Here is a 25,130-nt window from a genome sequence, read left to right on the forward strand (position 1 = left end):
ATTAAATCCTTTGGCAAACTCTAAGTTTAGCACTTTTTGACCTAGAGTTATCTTTTAGTTCTTTTTTTCCTGCTATGATTGGTTTTTTATTAATTATTTTTATTTTTGCCTTATGATTACATACGCAAAGAGGTAATCCAGGTGGGCAAATGCAATCTTTTTCCAGTTCTTTAAATGTATTTTTAACGATACGATCTTCAAGTGAGTGAAATGTAATCACACATAGTCTACCATCTACATTTAGATGGTCGATAATCTTATCGAGTGTATTTTCTAAAACTTCTAATTCTCTATTAACTTCAATCCTTAGTGCTTGGAAAACTCTTTTTTCAGGATGAGCCTCATTTGACCTAATAGATTTATTTATCAAATCTCTTAGCTTAAAAGTAGTATCAATTCGCTGTTCATCTCTAGTTTCTACTATTTTTCTAGCTATGGTTCTTGAAAATCTTTCTTCACCATAGTTGGAAAATATTTTTTGAAGCTCATCCAAAGAGTATTCGTTTACGATTTTTTCTGCTGTTAACTCATTGCTTGTGTCCATTCTCATATCCAAAGGTCCATCATGCATATATGAAAATCCACGTTCTGCATTATCTATCTGATACGAGCTGACACCTATATCCATCAAAGCACCATCAATTTTACTAATTCCTAAATCATCTAAGACCTTATCTATATTTTCAAAATTACTCTTTAAATAAGACACATTTGAAAAGTCTGATAGATTCTCTTTTGCGGCATTTAACGCATCTTTATCCTGATCTAGGGCAATTAATCTACCATTTTCTGATAGATTTTCCAAAATTCTTTTACTGTGTCCGCCTTTTCCTAGGGTAAGATCTACATAAATTCCATCCGGTTTTATATTCAAATTTTCTATTACTTCATCAGCTAGCACTGATATATGTTTAAATTCCATATTATTCATCCATTATGTCGGATAAATTCACCTCGACTTCATTTATATATTCTTGCCATTGGTTCATATCCCATATTTCAATTGTTAAATTGTTGCCAATAATCATAGCTTCACTTTCAATATGGGCATAGTCTCTCAAATTTTTGTTTAGCAAAACCCTGCCTTGTTTATCAAGGCTTGTTTTGATAGTGGATGAGAAAAATAATCTCTTGATGGCCCTATTTTTTTTATTTTCATTAACAAGCTCATCAAGTCTCTTACTTTGTCTTTCAAACTCTTCTTTTGTATAAATTACTAAAGAGTTTTCAGGTCCCTTTGTGATAAAAAATTCTTCTGATAATCCATCACGAAATTCACTCGGCATCATTATTCTATTTTTAGAATCTAATTTATGAGTGAACTCGCCTAAAAACAATTTTTTACCACCTTTCACCACTTTAATCCACTTTATAATCATTTTATACCATAAACGATAAAAAATCAAACAAAAAAATCGGTTATTTCTAACCGATTTTGTCTATAATTTTGCTTAAATTTTACATTTAATTATTGAAATTTAATAATCTTTGGCTCTTTCTCTTTTTTGATGTTCTTAGGTCTAAAATATGGTGGGAGATTTTTCTTATTTGCATAGATAAATAAAGCTATGCCCATTACTATGAATAGTATTGAAATCAGTTGAGCAGTTCTGAGTGGTCCCCAATATAGAGAATCAGTTCTTAATCCTTCAACAAAAAATCTTAATATCCCATAACTTATCAAGTAAGATGCTGTGATTTTTCCCTTGTCAGGATTTTTTTTAATAGCATTTATTAAAAATAAGAAAATAATTAGATCCCCTAAAGATTCGTAGAGAAAAGTGGGATGCACTTTTACTCCATCAATTATTATTCCCCAAGGAAGATCTGTCGGACCGCCATGGGCCTCTTGATTTATAAAGTTTCCCCAACGACCTATACCTTGAGCGAGTGCAAGTGATGGTGTCAAAATATCTGTCATATCTAAAAATGGCACCAGGTGTTTTTTACAGTAAAAATACAATGCCAAAGATCCAAATATTATTCCACCATGGATTGCTAGTCCTCCTCCACGGATATTTAAAATTTGCATAGGATTTTGTGAATAGAAATCCCATTTAAATAATACAAACCACAATCTAGCTCCTATTATACCGATAGGAACTATTACGAATAATACATCATATATAAAATCTTCATCAAAACCACGTCTGATTAATTCTTTTTTTGCAAATTGAGTTCCTAAAAGCAATCCTGCAATGATAATTATTGCATACCAACGTATCTCTATTCCAAATATGGAAAAAGCCACCGGATCAAAGTTAAATTCCATTATTCTTCCTCACTAGGTTGATCCCAATTTGTGTATACTTCTTGAACATCATCATTATCTTCAAGGGTATCAATCAATTTCTCAAGTTTTGCGTGATGCTCACTATCAACTTCTATGTCATTTTGAGCAATGTATGATATATCAGAGCGTTCAATTTTGTATCCAGCATTTTTTAGATTTTCTACTGCATCGTTATATGCTTCTATACTGGTTAAAGCTTCAAAATATTCGTCTTCCTCTGATACATCATCAGCTCCTGCTTCAAGTGCATCCATCATAAATTGATCAAAATCTTTACCTTCATTGTTAACTAAAATTTCACCTTTATGATCAAACATGAACATAACTGATCCGTCTGTTCCGAGGTTTCCACCATTTTTATCAAAGGCATGACGAACGTCTGGAGCAGTTCTTTGGACATTATCTGTTAGGCAATCTACAATTACTGCAACCCCACCTGGACCATATCCCTCATATATAACTCTTGAGAAATTATCTCCTGCTCCATCTCCAGATGCTTTTTTAATTGCTCTGTCGATATTATCATTTGGCATATTATCTGATTTTGCCTTGTCTATCGCTTGCTTTAATGCTGGATTATAATCTGGATTGTCTCCACCTTGTCTTGCAGCTACTGTAATGTTTCTAGCGTGCTTGGTGAAAATTTTACCTCTTTTAGCATCTTCATTTCCTTTTTTATTTTTAATCTTACTCCACTTATTATGTCCTGACATAAATCCTCCTATTTGCTAAAAAGCATAACTGCTTTATCATTTGTTATTTTAATCTTACTACTGGTCAAATTAATTAAATCAGATTTTGTTTTTTCAAAATCTTCTTCTCTTATATATAATGATATTTTTACCTTATCAGTATATTCCTTATCTATGATTTGGAATTTTTTTTCATTTATATAATTTTCTATAATACCCAGTAGTTCATAAGAATGAGTTAATTCTACTACAAAAAATGGTCTTTTGTAAATAATATTATTTTCTAAAGTTTCACTAACGCCCCTGCCGTAGGCACGAACTAAGCCACCTTTTCCGAGTAACTTTCCTCCAAAATATCTAGTCACCACTGCACATACATTTGTAAGTTCTTCTTTTTCTAAAACTGAAAGCATAGGTAAACCAGCCGATCCCTGCGGTTCGCCGTTATCATTATATCGCTTAATGACTGGTCTTTCATTAATTATAAAAGCTGTACAATTATGGGTGGCATCTTTATATTTTTCTGAGATTTTAGCTATGAAATCATTTGCGTCATCTTCGCTTTCGATATGAGAGATTGTTGTTATGAATCGTGATTTTTCTTCTTCAAATTCACTTTGAATGGTGCCTTTAATTGTTTTATAGGCTTCGGATATATTTTCCATATTTTTCCATATCCTCTTTTGAAATTTCAAAATTTATAATTGTTCCTTTTTCATCATATTCTGTATTTAAAATATCGTAATTAGTCATCATATAATCAAGTATATCACCATTTTCAAATGGAATATGCATACTTACATTTTGATAATTTTCTTTTATTAAACTAACTATTTTTTCTTTTAGGCGTTCTAAATCTTCATCATTTCTAGCAGAAATATAGATTCTTTCGTTATCGCGTTTAAATAATTTAACGGCTAACTCATTTTCTACCTTATCCATTTTATTAAATACATATAAAACTTGTTTTTTAGCCATATCAATATCAGATATTGCCGTTTCTATTGCTTGAATTTGATGTTCTATGTTATGGCTTGAATCAATGACTATTAATAGCATATCTGCAAATCTTATTTCATCCAATGTTGTTAAGAATGAATCATTAAGTTCATCTGATAAGTTATCTATAAAACCAACCGTATCTGTTAAAGTAACTTTTGTATTAGAAAAATCTAGTCTTCTAGTTGATGTATCAAGTGTTGCAAATAACAAGTCATCTGAATAAACATATTTATCCTGACCATATAGATGCATCATTCCATTTAAAATAGTAGATTTTCCTGCATTTGTATAACCAAGTAGAGAAATATTTGTAATATTTTTTCTAGACTGCCTATTAATTCTCTTTGTTTTTTCAATATCTTTTAATTGACGCTCAAGTGATTTTATATCACGGACAACTGCACGCCTATCAGTCTCAAGCATGGTTTCTCCAGGTCCTCTTGTTCCTATACCCCCTGCCTGACGGGATAGATAAGAAAACCATTTGTTAAGGCGCGGTAATTGATATTTTAGCTGGGCCAATTTGATTTTTAATCGACTTTCTTTTGTATTTGCTCTTAGAGCAAAAATATCTAATATTAAAGTTGTCCAATCTACAACATGGACTTTTAGTTCTTCTTCTAGATTATAAAGCTGACTTGCTGAAAGCTCTACATCAAGGATAACTGTTTTAACATTAAGTTTTTCTGCCAAATCTTTAATTTCAGCTACTTTCCCCTTACCAATGTAATAGCGTGGATTTACCTTTTCTACTACTTGGCTTACATAGGCTACACTATTTGCCCCTGCTGTATTGATTAATGATTCTAATTCATAAATTTTGTTTTCTTCATCATCGTCTCTTTTTAAGACATTTACTTGTATAACTTCTTGCATAAACTTCCCTTCTTTAAGTTGATTATACGTTTAATGTTAAAATTTATAAAGAATAGGCTTTATGGAACAAATGGTAAAAAAATGTTAAAATGTATAAATAACTGTTTAATTTTAAGATATAAAATTTTAGGAGGCAGAATGGTTAAAAAGATTAGCTCTATAGTGCTTAAGCTTATTTTAATCTTCTTTCTAATATTAATGTCAATAGGAGTTGTCTTTGCCGGCATGAGTGGTGGTGCAATACTTGAAGTAATGAAAACCGCTCCAGAAATTGATGCTGATATTATAAAGTATGAAATGAGCCAAAACTCTACTATAGTGGATGAAGATGGAAATGAAGTAGATTCGATAGCTACAAATGAATATAGGGAGATTGTTGATTATGACCAAATTCCAGAATATCTAAAACATGCTTTTGTTGCTGTTGAGGATGAAAGATTTTATAATCACCCTGGACTTGACCCACAATCTATTCTTGGATCTGCAGTAGAAAACTTTAAGGCAGGCGGCATAGTCCGCGGTGGTTCAACTATTACCCAGCAGCTTGCTCGTAATACCTACCTTAATAACGATCAAACTTACGAAAGAAAAATTAGAGAAATTTATCTAGCTCTAGAAATCGAGCAAAATCTAAGTAAAGATGAAATACTTGGAGCCTACTTAAATCGTGTATTTATGGGGCAAAACTCTTATGGAGTCCAGGCAGCTGCTAGAACTTATTTTGATAAAGATGTTTCAGATTTAAATCTTGCTCAATGTGCAGCCCTTGCAGGGATAGTCCAATCCCCATCAGAAAATTCATTGTACAAAGCAATTAAAACTAGTGAAGTAACTGATCAAAGAGTTTTGGGAGAATTTAGCATCGAGGGCGAGCGTTACTCAGCAGTATTTAACCAAGCTCCTTTTGACAGGGAAATGTATGTTCTAGATAAGATGTTAGAACATGGTTACATTTCAAAAAAAGAATATGACGAAGCAAAAGCATTTGATGTTGCTGGATCTATTGTACCAGCTGAGAGAAGAAATACTGAAATAGCTAGTTATTTTAACTCCCTCCTTCAAAAACAAGTTGTAAATAAGCTAATGGAAATCTATAACATGAGTGAAAATCAAGCTTGGGATAGACTTTATTATGGTGGTCTTAAGATAACCACTACAATAGACCCTGATATGCAAAAACAACTTGAAGATATATATGCAGATTTTTCTTCATATCTTATGGGTGACACTTCAGGATGGAACTCAGCTCCCCTACTTGATTTAAGATATGATGATTATGGAAATATTGTAAATAGTGAGGGTAATTTATTATACTATAGCAAATCAAATCTATTAAATGAAAATAATGATATTAGATTACGTAATGATGAGGCTTGGTTTGATGAAAGTGGAAATATTGTATTATCTACTAACAAAGCATATTTAGATCAAACTAAACTTATATTTAGGAATTACTATTCTTTAGATGAAGAAAATAAAAACTTACGTACACATAAATCTGGATTTATATCATTCTCCTCTAATGAGGAAATTAAACTAGATGATGAAGACAACATAGTAATATCAAAAGACTATTTAGAAAAAAATCCTGATTTATTTACCTACTATGATGATGAAACTTTTTCAATAAATAAAGATTTTTACGATATAGATCTAAATGGAGTCATCCAACCACAATCATCCTCAGTTGTAATTGACCAAGAAACAGGACATATAAAAGCAATCATGGGTGGTCGTGACCAATCCGGGGTAAGATTGCTTGATCGAGCATCAGCAATACCACGTCAACCTGGTTCATCCATAAAACCGATTGCTACTTATACTCCAGCTTTGGATAATGGATTTAACCTAGCCACTGGTGTCGATGACGTACCACTAATAATGAATAAAGATGATGAAGCTTGGCCAAAAAATGTTTATGATTACTATGAAGGTCTTGTTCCAATTAGAAGAGCAATTGAAAGATCTATAAATACAATTGCTGTACGTACTCTAAATGAAGTAGGAATACCAACAAGTTTAGAGTATCTAAAGAACTTTGGAATAATTAAAGAAGACGGTAATGATAACTTTGTAAGTGCAGATGAGAATAATCAAACAAACGATGAAAATCTAGCTGCTCTAGGTGTAGGAGCTATGACACATGGTCTTACAAATCTGGAAATGACTGCAGCCTATGCAGCACTTGCAAACAAAGGTGAATATAAAGAGCCCCTTACATTTTCAAAAATAGAGGATTCTAGCGGAAAAGTTATATTTGATCAAGATAATGTTGTTACACACCAAGTAACTAGTGAGGAAACAGCTTATCAAATTACCTCCGCCCTCCAATCAACAGGAGAATACTATGGAAATATCTATCTAAACGGTACAGATTTTGCTACAAAAACGGGAACTACTGATGACTATGTAGACTTCTGGTGTGTAGGATATACTCCTTATTACACAGTAGGTATTTGGATGGGTGCTGATGATCAAAGCATAAGAATGAATGGTAACTCTATTGAAAGAGCTGCCAGAATGTGGAATACTGTTAACAATCAAATTCTTGATGGTTATGATATAAGAGAATTTGAACGACCAAGTAGCATTGTAGAAATGGAAGTCGATACAATGAGTGGTAAACTTCCAACAGAATTATCTTATATGGATACTCGAGGCACAGTTAAAACAGAAATATTTGGACCAAAAAATACACCAACTGAAGAAGACGATGTCCATACATTAGTTACAATAGATACTAGAAATAACTTATTGGCGTCAAATGTAACACCTAGCTGGGCTAGAGCTCAAGTTTCATATTTAAATCCAAAAAGTAATTATGATCCTAAAGAGTTTAACAACATATATCCTATGGACTGGGAATATAGAGCCCCAACAGAATATTCAAATCTAATATATGTACCACCTCTACCAAGTGAAATAGACACTAAAGATGAGGATGATAAAGAAGAAAACGAAGAAAAAGAAGATGATCCTGATGATCCTAAACAAAAGGAAAATGATGATACTAACTTAAATACAAATACGGAAGTAAATCCAAATCGTGAAAACAGAAGGAATCAAGGTCAGGAACAACCAGTAATTCCAAATGAAGTAAACATTCCTGGTCATAATAGATAATAAAAAACAAGCTGAAAATTCAGCTTGTTTTTTATTTAAGTATTTTCCTCATTTTAAACTTATGCTAATAAAAATAAGTATAAAAAATCAGGGCTTAAGCCCTGATTTAATCTTAGTATCTTTTTGTTTTGTTTGTAGTATTTGGTCTATTACCTTTTTTTGTAATAAGGCTAATAATCCATAGTAGTAAGCAAGCACCGATTACTGCCCAAATAATTTGGATAAATGTATTTGGAGCTGCTCCGTTTAGGAAGAATGCATTATAAATCCATCCACCAATCATAGAACCAATAATACCTACAATAATATTTGCAATAGATCCCATTTGTGCATCTTTGCCCATGATCATACTAGCGATCCAACCAGCAAGAGCACCAAGGATAAGTGTCATAAAAAAACCTTGTGTTGTAAACATTTCTTACTCCTTTCAAAAAATAAAAATAATATCGTAATAAAATAAAAATTATTACATAGTATATATATCCTTTTTTTATACTTCTAAACATCAAATCTAAATTTTCCTTAAAATTACTCTCTTGTGGTATAATATTTTCTGAGGTGAAGGCCATGAATGATATTACAATATTAATAATAGAAGATGAAGAAAAAATTTCTATGATAATGAAATCATATTTTGAAAAAGAAGGATACAAAGTTTATCAAGCATATGAAGGACAAGAAGGCTTGCGTATTTTTAATAAAGAAAATGTAGACCTTGTCATACTAGATCTTATGCTACCAAAATTATCAGGTGAAGAAATTATAAAAGAGATTAGAAATCAATCTCAAGTACCGGTGATAATGGTTTCTGCTAAAGTTGAAGAAGATAATAGAGTGGATGGCTTAAGATTAGGTGCAGATGACTATGTGACCAAACCATTTTCTCCAAAAGAACTTGTAGAAAGAGTAAAAGCCGTACTAAGACGTATAGAAAAATACAATATTCCAAGAGCTGATATCATAAAAACAAGTGATGGAAGACTAGAGATGGATCTAGAATACAATAGAATTTTTAAAGATGGAAAAGAAATTCTACTTACAAAAAATGAATTTCAAATACTTAAAACTATTTTTTCAAATCCTAACAAAATTTATTCTAGAGATGAGATTATAGAGCTAACTTTTGGTTATGATTATGATGCATATGACAGAGCAATTGATACCCATATTAAAAATATAAGATCAAAAATCGAGGATAATCCTAAAAAACCTATGTATATAAAAACCATCTATGGTATGGGATACAAATCAGGCGGAATAGATGATTACATTAAAGAGTAAAATAATTAGAAACTTTACTGCAGGTATCCTTGCCTGCGTTTTAGTTTTTTCAATTTTAGTTACCCTATTTGTAACATTTAATTATCAAGAATTAATCAAAAAGAATCTAGACTCTAGGCCAACTCAAGTAAGTAATTGGTTTAAAAAAGTAAATAATGATCCCTCCTACTCCAAAGAAGACATGCAAGAGGGGCTTGAAAATTTAGCAAGAGACTTAGAAGTTGATATTTACTTTGAAGAACCAGACGGTGCAATCTCCTACCCTGCCTATGGTAGAAATAAAATAAATAATTACCTTAGAGAGGAAAAGAAATTCCCAGTTTTTAATATTAATAGAAGCAGGAGATCTGGTACCTTACATGTAATCTATAATGGAAACTTCGAACCAGTAAAAAAAATGCAAAGGGATTTTTCTATGGCAATAGTCTACTCTCTAAGCATTTCTCTATTAATTGGTTTTATAATATCACTTATACTTTCAGAAAATATTTCAGAACCCATAATGAAAATAAGTGATGAAACTATCAATCTAAAAGATGGAAATTATAAAACGGATGATAGTCTAACTGATATAAAAGAAATCGAAACTCTTCAGACAAATATAAATTATCTATCAAATAACTTACAAAAACAAGAAGAGATAAGAAAACAATACGCTCAAGATATTTCACACGAACTACGTACTCCTCTAACCAACCTTCAGCTTTATATTGAAGCTATTAAAGATGGAGTAATAGATCCAGATGAAAACACCATGACTGTTTTACTTGAAGATGTAAAAAGACTTGAGGGTCTAATAGAAGGCTTAAAGAAAACTTTCGATGAAAAAGTTGAATATTTAGAGATTAACAAAGAAGATTTCAATATCTCAGAACTTACTGATAGTATTGTCCAAAGCTTTAAAGCTAATGCAGAGATAAATAATATCGATATAAATACTTTTATCCAGGAGGAAATTAACTTTTATTCAGATAGTGATAAGTATAGTCAAATCCTTCAAAACCTTATCTCAAATGCGATAAAAGCAATTGGAACTGATGGAGAAATAAATGTCTATCTTAACGCAGATGCAAATGAGATTGTCTTAAGAGTAACAGATGATGGAGTGGGAATAGCTGAAGATAAAATTGATCGTATTTTTGAACGTTTTTATCGTATTGAAGATGCTAGAAACACAAAAGAAAATGGACATGGCTTAGGACTTTCTATTACAAAAAACTTTGTTGATGCTCTAGGTGGAAAGATTGAAGTAGATTCCAAAGAAAATGTAGGAACGACATTTATTCTTACATTTATTAGATAAAGGTTGATATATGGCAAAAAAAAATTCCAGTCATTCTAGAAAACCAAATAGACAAAATAGAAGTGCTAAAAGCAATAAGGCAAGGTCTTATTCTTCTAGTGAAAAAAGAGCCAAAGAGAAAAAGCTTAGACGAGAAAAAAAATTTAGAAGAAGACGCATTGGCCTTGCCATAGTTCTTTTCTTGCTTTTAACATTTTTAATTAATATTATTGTTAATGCTGCAAATAGATACAAGATTATGGGATATCCATCTTTTAGAGACGAAGTCTTGAAAGATATGGGTAAAGAAGTTTTTGTATCTTCTTCAGAAGGTCGAAGTCTAAGTACTGCTGAAAAAGTAACTGATTTTGATGATTTATTTAAAATCATACAAAGAAATTATGCAGTAGATAATCTAAATAAAGAAGACTTTGAAAGTTTTATTAATGATTATAATGAATATAGAAAAAAAGTCTATACATCAAAAACAGACCAAGAATACTTCAAACTATTAGATCAGTATCTAGATGTATTAAATGACAACAGAACCTTTATACTAGATAAGGAAACATATGATAGTTTATTTGAGTATTATAGAAAAAGTAAAGATGAAGAAAGAAAATTAGCTCTCGAAAATCCACAAGCTGTTGATAGATATAAAAGACTAGTAACTTCAAGTAATACAAAAAAACCGTCTATGAATGCAAACATAGTTCAAGAAGGTGTTTTATCAATTAGCCTCCCCGACTTTAAGCCTAATGAGTTTGATAAGGATTTAGAAAATTTAGTGGATCTATTTTTAAATAACCCACCTATTACTACAATTATCCTTGATTTATCAAATAACTCATCTATCGATGATATTTATAAAAATAAACTTTTAGAAGTTTTACTCCATGAGAATTATACCGAAGACAATTTGATTTTTTATAGAGGCAATTTAGCTAGTCAAACACTTGATTATATAAAATCAAGTGAAAATGAATTTTATACAACTCCTAATGTAAAAAATATAGCCTCAAAATATAGTGAAGAATTAGAAAACATTAATCTCGAAGATTATATGCATTATGACGAAATAAGCGTAAATATAAAGAAAAACCCAGATTTTTCTAATAGAAATATCTATGTTATAACAAATCAAGAAACTTCAAATGAAGCTATAAAACTAGCTCAAATTTTAAAATCAAATGGAGCTTATATATTAAAAAATAGTTTTGATAGTTCTGTCAGTTCTAAAGATGTAATTTATAATTTTAGATCAAATCTATATGTTCTAGAACATTCAGGTTTAATTTTAAGTATCAACGATGCCTATAGCAAAAATAACGATAGTATATATATGGATTATGATGAAAAAATAAACTCAAAGGATCCTATTAAATCTGTCATAACTATGATAAACTAAAATACCCACCAAATGGTGGGTATTTTTTATACAAAAAAACCAGTAAGATTAATTCTTACCGGTTTTTATAAATGTCTAATTATCTAATAGTTTCTCTTCTAACAAGTTCTCTTGCTTTTTCTTCACCTAATTGTCCACCCCATGCTGATAATGCTAGAGCTGCAAGTAGACCTAGGAATGTAATTACTGAACCTGCTGAAAGTTTGTTTGAAGCATCTTCTGCACCTTCTTTTGCATTGTCTACTGTTTCATCAACAGTTTTTTCTGCTTGGTTAGAAAGTTGTTGTACTTTAACAGATGCATCATCAAGTGTTTCTTGTGCTTGTTTGTTAGCGTCTTGTAAACCATTGTAGATATTATCTGTAACTTGTTCAGCTTCTTCTTGAGTTAGATCAGAGTTAGCTTCAACTGCATTTGCAATTGCATCTCTGTCAGCTGAATCAGCTATAGTTTGAGCTCTATCAGCTAAATCTTTAGAAACTCTATCAATCTCAGAATTTGCTGAATCTGGATTAAGAGCAACATTTTTAGCTGCAGATGCTATTAAATCTCTTGATTCTTGTAATTGATTTTTTAGGTAATCTGGTTGAAGTTCAGGGATATCTGTATCTGATAGATATTTTTCAATATCTGCTTGTACTTCTTCATTATCAATGTTTACATCCTCAATAGCATTACCTGCTGATTCAAATCCTGAACCAATGGCATCATTTGTTGCTGTAATTGCAGAACCTGCTGCATTACCAACTCCACCTGCTACATCTCCTGCAACATTAGCAGCTGTTCCTAGAATAGAAGTTAGTGCGTTTAGTACAAGTGTTAGTAAAAGTAAAAGTGTTACTGCCCAAGTAATTGCACCGTGTAGTTTACCTGTAGATCTTGCTGAGTAACCTGCAATGTATCCACCTGCAAGGAATGAAAGGATAAGTGTGATTGCTGTCCAAATTCCTGTTCCTACACCTACACCTGAAAGTGGGGTATTTGTAGTTGGTGCAAATAATCCAAATCCTAATGCTGCTGTGATTAAGCTTAGAGTTGCAAATACTGCGGCTGCTGTAACAGCACCTGCTAGAATTGAACCCCAAGAAAGGTTGTTTCCTGCTGGAAGTGCACTTGTAGCTCTTTCATAAACTGGAACACCATCTCTAGTTGTTCTTTCAACTCTTTCAGTACGTTCTACTCTATCGCCTCTACGTGGCGCTCTGCCATTTTGACGATTATTTGATCTTTCAACAGTTGTTTCTGTCTCAAAAGTATCTACTTTTGGATCATTATTTTTTCTATCTGTCATAATTCCTCCTTAAAAATATGATAACAAATAAAATTTCTATATTGTTACTTAGTTATATTACCCCAAGATTATTAAAAATAAACAATTTTTAAACAATTTCAATAATATTTAATTAAATTTTTCATTATCTTTATCATAATAAATGCAAATTAATCAATGCCTTAAATAATCTAATAGATTTTAATTTTTAAATAATTGAGCACGTTCTATTTCTGCCACCATATCACGGCCTTTTACCATTTTTTGTATATTTTTTACATCTAGTACTATAACATCATGACAAAGCAATTCTTCTTTGCTTTTCTTATCTAAAAATGAAGTATTTATAATTAAAATCGGAGTAATATCATCAATTAAACCTTCATATTGATTTATCATTTCTCTTATAAAATCTTGATCTACAATCTTTTCGTACTTATAATTTTTTATATCAATTGCGTATTTTTTATTATTTTTTCTAGCAAATAATTCAAAATCATGACTTCTTTGGTATTTTTCTTGATATACTTGTATAAAATATCCAGTATTTTTAAAGGCTTTGGTAATTAATTGTTGGGAGTTATAATCAAATTGAATTTTTCTTAATGAATCTAGCAAATTATTGGGATTAATTTTGAAAAATCCTCTATACTCAATATGATTTTCATAACGTTGCAGATCAAAACCTACTACCATATCACCTATTACATTAAAATTCCCATGTGCAATAGCATTTCTGATATGTCTTAATAGTGCCATAGTTTTTGTTTCGCCGCTAGATATAGTCATTATAATTTTAGGACACTTTATGCAAATTTCTTCTAAAAATGGGCTTATCATTTTTTCTGTTATGGATTCTGTATATAAAACATCCTCGTCCGACAAATTCATGGATTTCATTATTTCTAGGAATATAAAATCATCATATTGTGGATTTGTTAAAAGCTCATTTTTTTCGGATTGTTCTGATTTTATATTTGGTACATACCATAGTAAATAATAAATGGCTTCTCTTAGCTCTTTACTAAGACTAATGGGAATGTCTTCATGCTTGATTTGATATTTTACTTTATTATTACACTTATCATAAGAAAATTTGTCTGTTAGTTGCATTTTGTTTTGCCTTTACTTAATAATTCCTTATCTACTATCGTAAGATAAACTTCCATTTCATTACTGATTAAAAAATCATTAATTGTATCCCTTGCTATATTGAAAGCTTCACTTTTGGGATATCCGTAAATTCCGGCTGAAATTAACGGAAAAGCAATAGATTTTAAATTATTTTTCTTAGCTAAATTAAGAGAATTGATATAAGCATCTTCTAAAAGTCTTTTTGATTCTTCTCTATTTGACTTATCAAAGATAGGTCCTGCAGTATGAATTATGTACTTTGCCCTTAAATCGTATCCATCAGTAATTACTGCTTGGCTTGTTTTTATTGGCGCAAGGCTGTTGCATTCAGCTTGCAAATTTTCAATACCTGCAGCCATAAATATAGCTCCACAAACTCCTCCGCCCATTTGCAGTGAAGTATTTGCTGCATTTACAATAGCATCTACATCTAATTTTGTAATATCTTCATTTATAATTTTAAAACTCATTTTAAGCCTCTACTAAAACTTTATTATCCCAGTTGATTTCAAGATCACCACAATAATGGATATCTATTAAGCAATCGTAGGCTTTATTCAATTTTGTCGCTATGCCATAAAAATGAACGAGTCCAAAACCATAAGCCTCCTCTAAGATATTAAATTTATAGTCTTTAAAATCATCTATAGTAAGGCTAATAGCTTCATCATCATTGAAAAGTTTTATCCTTACTGGATAATCTTCATTTGTTTGTATTTCTATTAGATCATTGACTATTACTTCTGGATTATCAAGAACATAGTCTGCCGTAGCAGAAAATAAAAACGCCTGACAAAGCTTGATAATTGCTTTGCCATCTTTAACTGTAAATTCTTTTATATCCATATCATGCAGAGAAATTATCTCGCTATAAGGGTTTACTATCATCTTATATACTCCTCTATATCATTAAAAAATTCACTTACATAATAATCCACAAATTCTTCTTTTGATCTATCAAAGTAGTAAAAATAGTATGGTCTACCATTTGCTACCATTCCTGTCACATCTACATAAGACCAATTATCATTTAGTTTTACAACATTCCACTGATGCTCTCCGGAATATCCATCAGGCCTATTTTTTTCTTTTGTGTTTCCTGTCACAGAATATGAAGGAATACCTACTCTTTGGCAAAGAATTGCAAAAGATTGAGCAAAACCTGAACATTGGGAAAGTCCTTTTACCATAGCTCCGTACATGTTGTTTTCTATAATATTATCCTCATCAGATTCAAATTGGTATTTGTTGTTTTCTGCTAGCCATTGGGCAAAATAATAGGCCTTATCATAGTCATTATCATAATTTTTATTCGCATATTCAACTAACACATCTAGCTGTTTTTCTACTTGAGCTTGCTCATCTTTAGTCATATAGGTTTTAGTATTTTCTTCAATTTTATATCTAGGAACTAATTTAAAAGTTTCTTCATCAAACCAGTAGTTCGCATAAATATAAGGCTCCATGCTCCCCTCTGAATAAAATGGACTTAGCAAAAACAAATCTCTTGCAAAATTCATTTTATCATCAAAATTATTTTCAAGCTTTACTTTGGGATCTTGAAGAGCTTCTGTTATAATACGACTGACATAAAACATTTCGTTATCTTCATCATAAAATTCCATCATACGAGCCGCATATTTATCCTGGGTTTTAAGATCAGTAAATCTATTTTTAACTAAGAATCCAGGTTTAATAATTTCATAGTCAAGCTTCTTTGGCTCAAAGCTGGGTTGCTTTAATACTGGACTTTTAGGTTTTATATCCTCAATTGAGATATTTGATTGATCTACTACTTCTTCTTTTTTCGTAGTTGTAATAGGTGGTATGCCACCTTCCTTGCCCTTATTACCACAGGCTGTTAGTATCAGTAATGTCAAAATATATAAAAATTTCTTCATTAAACATCCTTTAATCTATATTCGTTTAAATTTTACCCTAAAAGTCTATATAACTAATTTATTCAAATTCTTCATCCAAAACTTCTTCTGGGATTTTTAGGTATTCATATGCTCCTTTAATATCAAGATAGTTATTTATTACATATTCAGCTCGTAAATTTTCAGGCACTAATATCATGTACTTATTAGGAGCTAAATAGGCATCTAATAATGTTTTCTCTTTTAATAAAAATTTAAATATTTGATTCTTTTTTACTGGATTTATCCTAGATTCATCAAAAACTTCTGGAGTCTTGGGGCCACAAACCATACTATCTGATTCAGAAATAAAGTAAGAGCTTGACTTACTAAGCACATTAAACATGATAGCTAGGGTTCTATTTATCTTAGTTCCCTGAAAAGTCATCAAGCCGATATAATCATCCTCTACAGAAAATGGATATTCATAATCTTTTAAAGCATCATGAAGCTCATATATATATTTTTTTGACTCATCATCAAATGTAAATTCATCTGGATTATCTATAATAAATCTCATGCGTTGTCTAATAACTTGGCTTATATCCACATCTCCTGCTGATAAAAACTTTGGAGGTGCTCCTTCGTTTGCTTGAGAAACTCTTATTTTTTTTGTATCTCTATATATTTTTTCAATCTTCCAAACTTGACCTGCTAAAAAAATATTGGCTTCTTCTTGAACTTCTGGACGTATTTCTATTTCTCCTATTTTTCCAGTTTCATTATAAACTGTAAAAGCTTTTGCAGTTAAAAACTGGTTATAAAATCTACCCATAAACATTAATTTATCTAGGTTTACGCCTGTAATAACCTCATTTTCAAGTATCTCGATAAAAGATTCTTGGGCCATAAATTCAGTAATTTCTTCAAATTCTTCATCAGTGATGTCAGAAAAAGTTGCAAGAGTTTTATTTAAATATTTATATTCTTCTATGTGTAAGCCATAATTTTCTAAAAGTGTAGATAAGACTTGGTGTGCAAAAACATCATATGCTTTTTTTGTTTCTTCTATTTTATCCAACACTCCTTCTTCAAAAAGAGTGATAGCCGCCATAGATTGAAGAGCATCATAAACTCCAGTATTTATTTGATGGAGGATTGATTTATGAGTTTTTCTTCCACTACGACCAAGTCTTTGAGCTAGAGATAAAACCGTGTGTGGAGCTCCAAATTGCACAACTGATGCAACTGATCCAATATCTATACCAAGTTCCAAAGTGGATGTTGCAACTATAACATATTTTTCATTTTTTGCTTCTTTTGCAAATTCTTCTATTTCCTGTCTACGAATTTTGCTTACTGAGGAATGGTGGGCAAATATTTTTATATCTTCATTCAGATGTTTATAAATATTAGCAAGTTCAACAGCTATCAATTCCACTTTTTCTCTAGAATTAGGGAAAATAAGCATTGGCCCTTCTAGGGAATAATTATGCATTAGGACTAAATATTCATTTGATAAATTAATAGGATCTGGCAAATCAAACGTGTATTCGAATTCATTTTGGGATTTATCAAGCAAGATATTTGTTTGTCTGCCATTTGTAAAAAATGATTTTGCTAAATCATAATTTAAATCTCCAATTGTAGCAGAAAGTCCAATCATTCTAGGCGGATCGTAGGTAAAACGCAATATGCGGTCAAGAAGTGACCTTAATTGTAAACCTCGATTGCCAGCTAAAAAACTATGAATTTCATCTATTACTATGTACTCAAGATCTTGAAATAAAATTTTAGCAACTTCAGGCTTTCCTGATAATAGGGCCTCTATGGATTCTGGTGTGATTAGCAAAATCCCTCTAGGGCTTTCAATAAGATTATCTTTTTTTGCCTTACTAGCTTCACCATGCCAAGAAGTAATTGGTATATTCATGTCAAAACACATATCTGTGATACGCTTAAATTGATCATTTATAAGGGCAATAAGAGGTGAGATATATAAAATCTTCACCCCCTTATCCCAAGAATCGACTTTACTAATGGCAGGCAAAAAAGCAGCTTCAGTCTTACCCGATGCTGTTGCTGCTGATAGTATTAAATTATTTTCTGTATTAAAAAATGCTTTTATCGATGCATTTTGTATTTTTGTAAGTGATGGCCAACCCTTTTCGTGGATATAAAATCGGAGTTCTCGATTTAGTAAAGAAAATGAATCTGTCATATTATTTCAATCTCATCGTCTATATCATCTGGGTCCTTGCTGAGTGCAAGCACATCTTTGAAACGCTCGCTTATTATATCGATTAATTCTACGTTTGGATTTTGTCTTTTTAGATCTAGTATTTCTATAAAATCTTTTATGACTGCTCTTGGTGTTAAAAATTCATCTGCACCCGGTCTATTTAATTGCCCTTCCATGTAGGTGATTATTTCTGACTCATTTATTGTGATAGATTCTTTGTAGTGAACGTTATAAATATTTACTAAATTTTCTAAAAGTGTATAAATTTCTTCATTAGAAAGTGGTTTAAGTCCTAAAACTGTACGATTTGTATTAACTAACTTATTATCCATACTATCTTCGCTACCTAATCTACCTTTTAATGCTCCATAAGAAGAAAGACCGCGATTTTCATCAAAAATAGTTTTTCTAGTTGCTCCAAAGTTTACAAATAAACCCTTAGCTACATTTGATTTAGCTTCATTATAAATATTTAATATGCGTTCATAATTTCTCTCACGAGTTACTGATTGTGGGATTTTATAAAGATTTACTGCCTCATCAAAATTGACCACAAAACCACTGTAACCAATCCCTAAAAAAAGCTCACTCATATTTTTTAGAGCATCAAACCAATTATCATCATTTATAATTTGATTAATTCCTAGGATTTTTTTTGCTTCAGTTTTTGTTGTAATATCTCCCCTTAGCCATCTTATAGCATTTGTTTTTTGTAATCTATTGTCGTTTATAAAGCCTTCATAAAATTTTACAATAGCTTGGCCAAATTCAAAGGATAAGCCAACTGCAGAGAAGTCACCTATGATATTTAAAATCTCATTTGTAATTTCTTTTTGGTAATTTCCTTCTAAAATTTCTGATATTTTTACATTAAGTTTCTCAGAAACTCTAGAAAAAATCTGGTTTAACCATTCTTCAATGATAGAGATTAAAACATTTCCACTCTTTAAAGTTTTGGTTTTAATATTATCAATTACTTCAGTATAAAGTGCCACTGCTTTTCTATCAGTTGCATAAAATCTCCTAGATGGATTTAAGTCTAAAGTTGAGACCACAAAGTTTTTTTGTAAGGCAATTTGCTCGATTGTAGCCAGCATAAAACTTTTTCCAGATCCAAAATCTCCCACCCAAAAACGAATATCACTTTCACCATCAGCGACATTATCTAGTATTTTTATTACTTCCTCTACTTCATTATTTCTTCCTACCAAAAGATGCTGCACACCCATATTGGGTACTACACCTGCCTCAAGAGACTTTATGATAACTGATGCTTCTTTTGGATTAATTCTATTTGCCATCTACATACTCCTTTATCATATCTACATAAAATTCATCTATAATTACTTTTTGATTTTCAATTATAAGTGTTTGATCCCCTACATAATCAAAAAGAGATTCATTTATATTTCCTACGAAAGTATTTAAAGTTAGTCCTTCATTTTTTGCTATACTTTCCAGTTCTTCTGTTTTTATAAATCCATTTTTTAAAATATTTTTTAATATATCATTATAATTATTTGTCTTTCTTTCAGATGTAATATTTTCTACAATCTCTTCATCAAAATCTTGGTCTTCTTCAAAAAAATCATTAACCATGCTTACAGTTTTATCGAGGTTTTTACGGGATAAATTGATTTTTTTGCTATCTACCCTTATTTTTTTAGGCGCTAGTTTTTCTAAGCTTATTATCTTATCTATTAGTTTTTCTGATAGTTCCTCTTCTTTTATAAGATTTAGGAATTTTACATAATTTTCTTTATGTATAATCTCAAATAAATATTTCTCATGGCTTTTTTTGTTTATTCCCATCTTATATAAATAATATAAAGCTATAATTTTGTCTTCTTTATACCAAGATTTGACTAATTCCGTTAGTATTTTTGGGAAATTTTCCTTTTTTTCAAAATCTTTAATAAACTCTATTTTTTCTACAATTTTAAGATTTGCAAAATAATATATAAAATCTTGGATCTTATTTGGATTATTATCAAAATAATTCCTATAAATTTCATCTACAAGCTTAGAATCTAGTTTATTTAAATATGAGCTTTGGTATTTTTTTACAAAATTATAAATGACTTCATTGGCTTCTTCTTTTAGTAAATCTCTTGCCTTATCTGTAGATATCCAGCCATAAAAAGAAAATTTTTCTCTTAGATTTTTCTCACTTATTACCAAAATTGCATCTAATATGTCCTTTGATTGGTGATAGGGTTTTATAATTTTGATTAACTTATCAGTGCTGATTTCCTCATAATCAAATAAGGCTCTAAGAGTTGATAAGTAAAGATCCATTAAAATTTTAAAAACTTTTTGATTTCTCCAAAGCACATTGGAGCGTTTTGATATTTGGTCAATAGCTAGTTGCTCTTCTTTAGTAAAATTATATTTTTTTCTTAAAGTTCCATTAGGATCCCACCATAGGGATACTTGGTTATTTTCAGTAAGCTTAAAGTATTCACGTGTGTTCTTATCAGCAGTTTTTAATTCTCCTGCGAGTTTTTCTGCTTGATTTTTAATTAATTCTTTCGCCTCTAAGCTTATATTTTTTTCTATAATCTTAAAAGATCTATCGGCTGATTTCTTAGATAAGGGATTATAGAAATTTATTACATAAGATTCTGCAATAAGATAAATTGTGTAGTATAAATCAAAATTCACGCTCTCACGGCGGAGACTAGAGACTTTTCTTGCAACGGTAGTGCCCTCTTTGTTTAAATAAATTTCTAGAGTCTCACATAACTTAGCATACATTTTTAATGCAGCTACATTAAGTTGATTAATCCTCATATCTTTTGACTTATACTGACGATCTAATTTTAGTATCCAATATCTATAATCTTTTATAATAGGTTTTTCATATGACAATTTTTTAGGGATTTTTTCTTCTTTATCTAGGCTTATATCTATAATTCCATTCATATCTCCCGCTTCAATTTTTCTTTTAAAACTTTGTTTTTCCCCTTTTTGAAGCTTGGAAATATCTTTTGCAATATTATCTATCATATTTTTGATATCTTCATATTTCATATAAGCCCCCTTTATATAATCTAAGTAACATTATACCGTGACTGGGCTTTTTTCGCTTAAAAAAACGCTAGTTTCCTAGCGTTAGTTTATAGTCCAAATTCTCTAGCAATAGCTACTGATTCATGATAGTAGGATTTTGCTACTCCATCCTTATTTGCCAAAATATATTCATCTACTAAAAAGTTACTCTCATCATCGTTATTTTTTATCCTATATACTTCATATCCTTCATACTCTCCCAGATATGAAATTTCGCTGTCTTCCTCAAATTCTTTTATAGCAAATTCAAGGGCTTTATCATAATATTTATTTTCCATAAATCTCTATTTATCCTATATTAAAAAAATGTACAATTTCATAATCTTCATCGCTATCAGCAAGTCGCACCCCATCTTCATCTACTAAAGCAAAAGCACCAACTCCATCTGTATCATCATCAGTTTTTATCTCATAGCAATCATAACTTTCCCACTCACCAATATATTCTATATCAGTGTATCCATCGTATTCGCTTTGTACAAATTCTGAAACTTGTTCTTTACTTTTTTCTATTAATGTCATATTTCACCTCAATATCCCAGGATGTTCTCCATCGTCATATTCACAGATGATTCATACATTTCACCAAATTTTATTAAATGAACCATGTATAGATATAATCTGTAAAATTCTAAGCGCAACCTATATCCACTTTCTAGTGGATAAATTTCATTATACTTATCATAAAATTCATCAGTGAATCCGCCAAATACTGTTGTGATTCCTATATCAAATTCTCTATCTCCATAGAATGGACTTGGGTCAAATAAGGCTGGTTTACCATCAGATAAATACATATAATTTCCACCCCATAGGTCCCCGTGAAGCAATGATGGTTCTGATTTATGATTTTTAAGCTCATCTTCCATTATTTCATGAACTTTTTTATATTTTTCTAAATCATAATCAGTCCAAAGATTCATCTCCATTAGCTGTTTGGCTAGTACATTCATTCGCTCTTCTAAGAATACCTCTGCCCATGTATCTTTCCATTCATTTGTAAAAGTAGTTTGTGAGCCTCTATGTGGATAATCAAAACCAAATTTGCCATTAGGACTCTTAGTCTTGTGCAACTTAGCAACTAAATTAGCAAGCTCAGTTTGAGATCCTCTACTGCCTTCATCCAAATAGGACAAAAGCAAATAAGCATCACCATCTATAAATCCATTATCTATTACTCTCGGACCGGTAAACCCAATATCTTCAAAAAGCTTTAATCCTGCTATCTCTCCATCATAAAAACTTGCATCACAATTTTTTTGGACTAGCATATAGTAAATATCATCGTTCGAATATATTTTATAAGCATCATTAACATCGCCACCGCGGCTAGCTCTTATATCAGTTACATTTATTGGTAAATTTTCTATAAATTTTTCCATATTAACCACCTTCTTACTGACTATTTACCCTTACTCAAATTTTACAAACTAAATCAAATATAAAATTAATTTTACAATACATATTCGTAAAATATTATATGATATATATATAAATAATTTTTTTGGAGGAAATATGTTTATAAACAAAAAAGTAAAGTCATTCTTTTCAGCTACATTAAGTCTAGCGCTTCTAACATCAGGCATAGTAACATCAACTAGTGATGTTTATGCTGCAGAGCTTACTGAAACCCAAAAATCTCAGCTTGAAACGTCATATTTTAAAAATAGCGTTTCAAATAAAGCAAGCAAAATGCTTTTAGAAGAATTCCCTAATCTTGCCAATGGTGCAGAAGATCAATTAAAAGATCTTGTAAAAAAATCCGATGAAATTCTTAAAAAATCAAAAACTGTAGTTGACGGTCTTCATCCAGAAAGAGCAAATGAAAGTCAAAAGATTAAAGACTTGGATTTAGCTGTATTTAACAACAAAATAAGGCAAGAATCTATATTCCTTTTATTTGAATTTACCCCTAACAAAATCGAAAAAAGTAAAGATAAATTTACTGCTGCCGTAAATGAATCTTTAAAAACTCAAAGTAAAGCAGAATACACATTAAATAAGCTACGAGGATATAAAACAATTTCTATCGTCCATGTAAATGATACCCACGGTAGAATAGAAGAAAATGAAAAAAATGGCGAACTTGGTTTTGCTAAACTAAAAACATATTATGATAACAGAAACTATAACAACAATGCCCTACTACTTAACGCAGGTGATGTTGTTCACGGTACAACTTTTGCAACAATCTCTAGTGGCGACAGTGTAATCGATGTAATGAATCAAATGGGCTTTGATGCGATGACAGCTGGTAACCACGACTTTAACTATGGCTACCAAAGACTAATCGAACTTAACAATAAAGCAAACTTCCCTATTTTTGCTTCAAACGTAATTGATCAAAATGGAAATAAAATAATTGATTCTGACAGCATTATCGATGTTGATGGTATTAAAGTAGGTATATTTGGTTTGGCAACAGAAGAGACAAAAACAAAATCTTCTCCAGCTAATACTGAAGGTCTTACATTTGTAAATTCTGTTGAAACTGCACAATCTGAAGTAGCAAACCTTAAAAACCAAGGTGCCGAAGTTATTGTTTGTCTTTCTCACTTAGGTGAAGATAAAGAAAGTACAGAAACTTCAACTTTGATTGCAGAAAATGTAGAAGGCATTGATGTAATAATTGATGGTCACTCTCACACAGAACTACAAAACGGTAGATATGTAGGAAATACACTTATTGCACAGGCAAAAGCACACGGATACTTCATAGGTGATGTTACACTACTACTTGATAAAGATAACAAAATTGTAGCAAAAAATGCTAGTTTAAAACCATACGAAAGAATGAAACATCTATATCCAAACAAGGAAACTCTAGCAAAAATTGAAACAGTATCAAATGAAAATAAAAAAGTCCTTGACCAAAATGTAGGTGAAACTAGTGTCGAATTAGTAGGCTCTCGCGAAATGGTAAGAACTCGCGAAACAAACTTAGGTGATTATGTAACAGATGCAATGATAAAAGCAACCGGTGCGGATGTAGCAATTACAAATGGTGGTGGTATCAGAGATTCAATTTCTGCCGGTGCAATTACAAAAGGTGATGTACTAACAGTATTCCCATTCACAAACTTTGCAGTAACACTAGAAGCACCAGGATCAGTTATAAAAGAAGCTCTAGAGCATGGATTAACAGATGCACCAAATTCAGCAGGAAAATTCCCACACATTGCTGGCATGATGGTAAAATATGACTCAACAAGAGCAGCTGGTGACAGAGTAACAGAAATTACAATTGGTGGTGAAGCTATCGATCCAAACAAAACCTACACCCTAGTAACAAATGACTTTATGGCAATTGGTGGAGATGGTTATGAAATGTTTAAGTCATGTCCAAAAATAGGTGAATATGAACTAATCTCAGAAATTTTTGAAAATGCAATTAAAAATGATGGAACTATAAACCCACAAACAGACGGTAGATTAATAGATAGCAGTTTAGAAGTAAAAGCTAATAAAGCAGCCTAGTTTAAAAATAAACTCTTACAACTTATAATTAGGAGTTTTACTGTGCTTTTTTATCAATTAAAAATAATAGTCATTTCCATTTTAAGTATGATTTATAGCGATATTTGACAAATCTAGTG

General features: G+C 31.0%; 23 protein-coding genes. 5 read left to right on the plus strand and 18 right to left on the minus strand.

Going from position 1 to position 25,130, the window contains the following annotated elements; translation table 11 throughout:
- Position 1: 1 nt before the first annotated feature.
- The 6 genes from rsmH to hflX all read right to left on the minus strand — a co-directional run bounded on the left by rsmH (position 2) and on the right by hflX (position 4,863).
- Complete coding sequence (rsmH, locus tag ACKRLN_RS04335; protein WP_296141030.1) at positions 2-922, minus strand: 16S rRNA (cytosine(1402)-N(4))-methyltransferase RsmH; 921 nt, start codon at positions 920-922, stop codon at positions 2-4.
- A 1-nt stretch (position 923) separates the two neighbouring features.
- Positions 924-1,337: a division/cell wall cluster transcriptional repressor MraZ gene (gene mraZ, locus ACKRLN_RS04340; RefSeq protein ID WP_203127373.1), complete on the minus strand. Its 414-nt coding sequence runs from the start codon at positions 1,335-1,337 to the stop codon at positions 924-926.
- Positions 1,338-1,468: 131 nt separating this feature from the next.
- Complete coding sequence (gene lgt / locus ACKRLN_RS04345) at positions 1,469-2,272, minus strand: prolipoprotein diacylglyceryl transferase (protein WP_203127372.1); 804 nt, start codon at positions 2,270-2,272, stop codon at positions 1,469-1,471.
- Entirely contained in the window at positions 2,272-3,006 is a 735-nt protein-coding gene (locus ACKRLN_RS04350; RefSeq protein WP_203127371.1) for a YebC/PmpR family DNA-binding transcriptional regulator, read from the minus strand. The genes lgt and ACKRLN_RS04350 overlap by 1 nt, the downstream gene beginning before the upstream one ends.
- A gap of 8 nt (positions 3,007-3,014) precedes the next feature.
- Positions 3,015-3,650: a YigZ family protein gene (locus ACKRLN_RS04355; RefSeq protein WP_416335354.1), complete on the minus strand. Its 636-nt coding sequence runs from the start codon at positions 3,648-3,650 to the stop codon at positions 3,015-3,017.
- A complete protein-coding gene (hflX, locus tag ACKRLN_RS04360; protein WP_296141021.1) occupies positions 3,625-4,863 on the minus strand; it encodes a GTPase HflX in 1,239 nt (412 codons plus the stop codon). The genes ACKRLN_RS04355 and hflX overlap by 26 nt, the downstream gene beginning before the upstream one ends.
- A gap of 138 nt (positions 4,864-5,001) precedes the next feature.
- Between hflX and ACKRLN_RS04365 the strand changes: the two genes are divergently transcribed.
- On the plus strand, positions 5,002-7,986 hold the full coding sequence (locus tag ACKRLN_RS04365; RefSeq protein ID WP_296141019.1) for a transglycosylase domain-containing protein: 2,985 nt from the start codon (positions 5,002-5,004) through the stop codon (positions 7,984-7,986).
- A gap of 112 nt (positions 7,987-8,098) precedes the next feature.
- Here the strand turns inward: ACKRLN_RS04365 and ACKRLN_RS04370 are convergent, their stop codons facing one another.
- Entirely contained in the window at positions 8,099-8,401 is a 303-nt protein-coding gene (locus tag ACKRLN_RS04370) for a GlsB/YeaQ/YmgE family stress response membrane protein (protein ID WP_203128101.1), read from the minus strand.
- 152 nt (positions 8,402-8,553) lie between these two features.
- Here ACKRLN_RS04370 and ACKRLN_RS04375 point away from each other — a divergent pair, with 152 nt between their 5' ends.
- Genes ACKRLN_RS04375 through ACKRLN_RS04385 form a run of 3 tightly spaced genes read left to right on the plus strand, consistent with a single transcriptional unit; the run spans position 8,554 to position 11,957 of the window.
- Positions 8,554-9,267, plus strand: a complete 714-nt coding sequence (locus ACKRLN_RS04375) for a response regulator transcription factor (RefSeq protein WP_203128099.1) — start codon at positions 8,554-8,556, stop codon at positions 9,265-9,267.
- The gene (locus ACKRLN_RS04380; RefSeq protein WP_203128097.1) at positions 9,248-10,570 is read left to right on the plus strand and encodes a sensor histidine kinase; all 1,323 of its coding nucleotides are present in this window, start codon (positions 9,248-9,250) and stop codon (positions 10,568-10,570) included. The genes ACKRLN_RS04375 and ACKRLN_RS04380 overlap by 20 nt, the downstream gene beginning before the upstream one ends.
- A 10-nt stretch (positions 10,571-10,580) precedes the next feature.
- Positions 10,581-11,957, plus strand: coding sequence for a peptidase S41 (locus ACKRLN_RS04385; protein ID WP_296141013.1), 1,377 nt, complete (start codon positions 10,581-10,583; stop codon positions 11,955-11,957).
- 79 nt (positions 11,958-12,036) lie between these two features.
- Here ACKRLN_RS04385 and ACKRLN_RS04390 read toward each other — a convergent pair whose 3' ends face one another.
- The 11 genes from ACKRLN_RS04390 to ACKRLN_RS04440 all read right to left on the minus strand — a co-directional run bounded on the left by ACKRLN_RS04390 (position 12,037) and on the right by ACKRLN_RS04440 (position 22,916).
- The gene (locus ACKRLN_RS04390) at positions 12,037-13,248 is read right to left on the minus strand and encodes a YrzE family protein (protein ID WP_296141010.1); all 1,212 of its coding nucleotides are present in this window, start codon (positions 13,246-13,248) and stop codon (positions 12,037-12,039) included.
- A 180-nt stretch (positions 13,249-13,428) separates the two neighbouring features.
- Positions 13,429-14,340, minus strand: a complete 912-nt coding sequence (locus ACKRLN_RS04395; RefSeq protein ID WP_296141006.1) for a hypothetical protein — start codon at positions 14,338-14,340, stop codon at positions 13,429-13,431.
- Positions 14,331-14,831: a macro domain-containing protein gene (locus tag ACKRLN_RS04400; protein ID WP_296141004.1), complete on the minus strand. Its 501-nt coding sequence runs from the start codon at positions 14,829-14,831 to the stop codon at positions 14,331-14,333. Before ACKRLN_RS04400 ends, ACKRLN_RS04395 begins: the two co-directional genes overlap by 10 nt.
- Position 14,832: 1 nt before the next feature.
- Positions 14,833-15,249, minus strand: a complete 417-nt coding sequence (locus ACKRLN_RS04405) for a hypothetical protein (RefSeq protein WP_296141002.1) — start codon at positions 15,247-15,249, stop codon at positions 14,833-14,835.
- On the minus strand, positions 15,246-16,262 hold the full coding sequence (locus ACKRLN_RS04410; protein ID WP_296141000.1) for a transglutaminase domain-containing protein: 1,017 nt from the start codon (positions 16,260-16,262) through the stop codon (positions 15,246-15,248). Before ACKRLN_RS04410 ends, ACKRLN_RS04405 begins: the two co-directional genes overlap by 4 nt.
- Before the next feature lie 58 nt (positions 16,263-16,320).
- The gene (locus tag ACKRLN_RS04415) at positions 16,321-18,441 is read right to left on the minus strand and encodes a DEAD/DEAH box helicase (protein WP_296140997.1); all 2,121 of its coding nucleotides are present in this window, start codon (positions 18,439-18,441) and stop codon (positions 16,321-16,323) included.
- A complete protein-coding gene (locus ACKRLN_RS04420; protein WP_296140993.1) occupies positions 18,438-19,763 on the minus strand; it encodes an ATP-binding protein in 1,326 nt (441 codons plus the stop codon). The genes ACKRLN_RS04415 and ACKRLN_RS04420 overlap by 4 nt, the downstream gene beginning before the upstream one ends.
- Positions 19,753-21,495: a tellurite resistance TerB C-terminal domain-containing protein gene (locus ACKRLN_RS04425; protein WP_296140991.1), complete on the minus strand. Its 1,743-nt coding sequence runs from the start codon at positions 21,493-21,495 to the stop codon at positions 19,753-19,755. Before ACKRLN_RS04425 ends, ACKRLN_RS04420 begins: the two co-directional genes overlap by 11 nt.
- Positions 21,496-21,581: 86 nt before the next feature.
- Complete coding sequence (locus ACKRLN_RS04430; protein ID WP_296140988.1) at positions 21,582-21,812, minus strand: hypothetical protein; 231 nt, start codon at positions 21,810-21,812, stop codon at positions 21,582-21,584.
- 10 nt (positions 21,813-21,822) lie between these two features.
- The gene (locus ACKRLN_RS04435; RefSeq protein WP_203128075.1) at positions 21,823-22,056 is read right to left on the minus strand and encodes a hypothetical protein; all 234 of its coding nucleotides are present in this window, start codon (positions 22,054-22,056) and stop codon (positions 21,823-21,825) included.
- An 8-nt stretch (positions 22,057-22,064) separates the two neighbouring features.
- Positions 22,065-22,916: a fructosamine kinase family protein gene (locus ACKRLN_RS04440; protein ID WP_296140985.1), complete on the minus strand. Its 852-nt coding sequence runs from the start codon at positions 22,914-22,916 to the stop codon at positions 22,065-22,067.
- 133 nt (positions 22,917-23,049) lie between these two features.
- Here ACKRLN_RS04440 and ACKRLN_RS04445 point away from each other — a divergent pair, with 133 nt between their 5' ends.
- A complete protein-coding gene (locus ACKRLN_RS04445) occupies positions 23,050-25,011 on the plus strand; it encodes a bifunctional metallophosphatase/5'-nucleotidase (RefSeq protein ID WP_296140983.1) in 1,962 nt (653 codons plus the stop codon).
- Positions 25,012-25,130: the final 119 nt, after the last annotated feature.

The sequence above is a fragment of the Anaerococcus sp. AH8042_DFU013_CI05 genome (assembly GCF_047936775.1).
Classification (GTDB): domain Bacteria; phylum Bacillota; class Clostridia; order Tissierellales; family Peptoniphilaceae; genus Anaerococcus.